Consider the following 3,947-nt stretch of genomic DNA (forward strand, 5'->3'; position numbering starts at 1 on the left):
TTCATCCTGGGTCAGGTAAGATATTCATCCCTTGCTCAGGAATTCCCGGATGTTGCTGATAAACTGTTCGAAGTTGCGGAAGAAAATGCAGCGGAAAGATATGAAAGCTATAAGAGACTGGCCGAAACAAAATAGGCTAAGGTGGAAATTACCGGTGAGAATCGTATTTTCACGAAGGAAAAATAAAATATCACAATAAAAGATGCCCCGGCCGTCATGGTCGGGGCATTACTTTGCTTAAATTATGATCTATAATTTAGTATTTTGATCCAAGATTTAAATGATAATCTAAAGTAGACATGATTAAAACTTAGAATTAAGATTTTATTCCATTGATTTTAGTGCTAATTCAGCATCCAACTCTCTCTGTCTGATGCAAGCGTTATATTCCTCATCTGTCATCTTTTCCATCGTAATGCCGGTAAATCCATAGAATATGGAAACCAGAGGATTGATGATGTTTAAGAAACAATATGGTGCATAAGCGAAAGTGGCTACCCCCAGAGTTGTGGCCTGATAAGTACCGCAAGTGTTCCAAGGAACAAGAGGGGATGTCAGTGTGCCGGAGTCTTCCAGTACACGGGAAAGATTCTTGTTCTTCAGACGTCTGTCCTCATAAGCTGTCTTGTACATACGACCAGGAAGTACGATGGACAGGTACTGATCGGAAGCTGCAATGTTTACGCCGATACAGGTAATGATGGTAATCACTACTAAAGAACCGGTACCTTTTGCCAGTTTCAGAAGGCTTTCACACAGAATCTTAAGCATATCTGTTGAATCCAGTACGCCTCCGATACACATAGCACACATAATAAGACCAACTGTGTAGTACATGCTGGATAGACCGCCTCTTGATAACAGTGAATCGATAAATTCATTTCCTGTTTCGGAAACAAAGCCCTCATAGGCAGTTATCGTTACAAGCTCGCCCAGATTAGCCCCCTGGAAGGCAACTGCACAGATAACACCGAGGATTACGCCGCCGATGAGACCCGGTAATGCCGGAACTTTAAAGATAACCATTGCAATAACTAGGAGTGGAGGGATAATCAGAATTGGTGAAATGTAGAAGTTTTCTTTTAATCCGTCCATAATAACGGTAACACCGCTCAGGTCGACATTCTGACCGGCATGGCCCATACCCAGAACTCCGTAAATGATCAGAGAGATGATAAGGGAAGGTCCTGTTGTAAAAATCATGTGTCTTACGTGATCAAACAGTGTAGAACCGGCCATTGCAGGAGCAAGATTTGTAGTATCTGACAACGGGGACATTTTGTCACCGAAGTAGGCACCGGAAATAATTGCACCGGCAGCCATCGGGAGAGAAATACCAAGACCGGCACCAACGCCGATCAATGCGATACCTACCGTTCCGGCTGTAGTCCATGAACTTCCTGTTGCCAATGCTACGATAGCACAGATCAAACAGGTGGCTACCAGGAAGATACCAGGGCTTAAAATCATCAAGCCATAGTAAATCATAGCAGGTACAATTCCTGCTGCAATCCAGGTCGCTATCAGCATACCTACGGTTAAAAGGATCAGAATTGCTTGCATGGATCTTCCGATGTTATTGATAATTCCTTTTTCGATATAAGACCATTTGAATCCATTGGCAATCGCAATAATTGCACCAAAGATAGCAGAGATAACGAGTGGAATGTGAACATATCCTTCGGTACCTAAAATTGTCCATGCCAGTGTCAGCATTAAAACAAGCAGCACCAAGAGAATTTGCCACATCGGGATTCTTCTACCCATAACTTTTCCTCCTTAAGATAAATAAAGAATATTGCGACATTATCGCCAGATAATTATATCGACATGTAGTAAAAATGTCAATATATACGGACAATTGTAAGAAATTGTCGAAAAAAGTAAGGCAAATCAAGAAAAGCGACAAATAAAAAAGAAGGCAGATGATTTCTGCCTTCTTCTTTTACATTATTAAAATATAAATGGATTCTTAAAATTAAATGACTATATTTTTTAAATTTAAAAAGTCTAACTTATTCCATCGACTTTAAAGCTAATTCGGCATCCAAAGCTCTCTGCTTCATGCAGGCATCAAACTCTTCATCGGTCATTTTCTCCATCGTGATGCCGGTGAAACCATAGAATATGGAAACCAGAGGATTGATGATGTTTAAGAAACAGTATGGTGCATAAGCGAAAGTGGCTACCCCCAGGGTTGTGGCCTGATAGGTACCGCAAGTATTCCAAGGAACAAGAGGTGAAGTCAGTGTGCCGGAATCTTCCAGAACACGAGAAAGATTCTTGTTCTTTAAATGTCTGTCTTCATAAGCAGCCTTATACATACGGCCAGGAAGTACGATGGACAGATACTGGTCGGACGCGGCAATGTTTACACCAATACAGGTAATAATGGTGATCAATACCAGAGATCCGGTTCCCTTGGCAAGCTTTAGCAAGCTTTCGCAGAGAATCTTCAACATATCTGTGGAATCTAAAACACCACCGATACACATAGCACACATGATGAGGCCAACGGTATAGTACATGCTCTTTAATCCGCCCCTGGAAAGCAAGGAGTCGATAAATTCATTTCCTGTTTCAGAAACAAATCCTTCATAAGCTGTGATGGTAACCAGTTCTCCCAGGTTTGTACCCTGGAACGCAACCGCGCAGAGAACTCCGAGGATAACGCCGCCGATTAGTCCGGGAAGTGCCGGAACCTTGAAAATTACCATGGCAATAACAAGAAGCGGAGGGATGATTAAAATTGGTGATATGTAGAAGTTTTCTTTTAAACCATCCATAAGTGTCGTAACACCACTCATGTCAACTTGCTCTCCTGCATGACCCATTCCCAAAATACCGAAAATGATAAGTGCAATAATCAAAGAAGGCCCTGTCGTAAAAATCATGTGTCTTACATGATCAAACAAAGTGGAACCTGCCATCGCCGGAGCAAGATTGGTAGTATCGGAAAGAGGAGACATTTTATCACCGAAATATGCACCGGAAATGATGGCTCCTGCAGCCATCTCCAGAGGAATACCTAAGCCTGCACCAACACCGATCAATGCGATACCAACAGTACCTGCAGTGGTCCATGAGCTCCCTGTTGCAAGAGAAACGATAGCGCAGATCAAGCAGGTTGCAACCAGAAACACACCCGGACTTAAGAGCATTAATCCGTAATAGATCATTGCCGGAACGATACCGCCTGCAATCCAGGTCGCAATGAGCATACCAACTGTTAAGAGGATCAATATAGCCTGCATGGATCGTCCAATATTATTTATAATTCCCTTTTCAATGTAAGACCATTTGAATCCATTTGCAATTGCTATAATTGCGCCAAAGATGGCAGAGATAACGAGTGGGATGTGAACGTAACCCTCTGTAATTAAAATTGTCCAGGCTAATGTCAGCATCAGAACCAACAGAACCAAAAGGATCTGCCACATAGGGATTCTTCTACCCATAATTTTTCCTCCTTAAAATAAATAAATGTTTAATAAGTAGCATGCTTAATGCTATTTACCATTAATAATTATACTAGTCACAATTGGTAATGTCAACATATTACAATACCGGAAAAAACTTGTCGATTAGCAACATAATGTGTCGAAAAAGGTCGAGAAACTATTCTACTTAGGACTGTAAATACCGAATTTTATGGATCGGTTCTGATGGAGATGAAACCATTTTCACTGCCGGTAGGGAGGTACAACATGATATACTGAACGCAAGCCATTGAGATCCAGTGTTGCTGAAAGGAAGCGTTCGTTGAATCATATTGGATGCTTGGGATATGATATAATATGTAGGATTTTATTCGGTTCTATATATTATTAGATTGTAAGGTAATTTATTAAAAAAAGTATAAAAAAGTAATTGACAGGTTAGATTAGATTTGTTAAGATAATCTTCGCTGTCGGGAAATACTGAGGAAATATGGATGCTGACAGTAA

The 3,947-nt window shown here is 41.0% G+C and carries 2 protein-coding genes; both read right to left on the reverse strand.

Going from position 1 to position 3,947, the window contains the following annotated elements; translation table 11 throughout:
- Positions 1-324: 324 nt before the first annotated feature.
- Entirely contained in the window at positions 325-1,767 is a 1,443-nt protein-coding gene (gene nhaC / locus KCX82_RS22690) for a Na+/H+ antiporter NhaC (RefSeq protein ID WP_227020716.1), read from the reverse strand.
- A 248-nt stretch (positions 1,768-2,015) separates the two neighbouring features.
- Positions 2,016-3,458 carry a Na+/H+ antiporter NhaC gene (gene nhaC, locus KCX82_RS22695; protein WP_227020717.1) on the reverse strand — a complete coding sequence of 481 codons (1,443 nt, stop codon included), beginning with the start codon at positions 3,456-3,458 and terminating at the stop codon, positions 2,016-2,018.
- Positions 3,459-3,947: the final 489 nt, after the last annotated feature.

Source organism: Sinanaerobacter chloroacetimidivorans (assembly GCF_018128545.1).
In the GTDB taxonomy this organism is placed as follows: Bacteria; Bacillota; Clostridia; order Peptostreptococcales; family Anaerovoracaceae; genus Sinanaerobacter; species Sinanaerobacter chloroacetimidivorans.

What these genes read in the sequence shown, in the direction of transcription:
- nhaC (WP_227020716.1), bottom strand. Translation starts at nt 1,767, where the DNA reads ATGGGTAGAAGAATCCCGATGTGGCAAATTCTCTTGGTGCTGCTTGTT.
- nhaC (WP_227020717.1), bottom strand. Translation starts at nt 3,458, where the DNA reads ATGGGTAGAAGAATCCCTATGTGGCAGATCCTTTTGGTTCTGTTGGTT.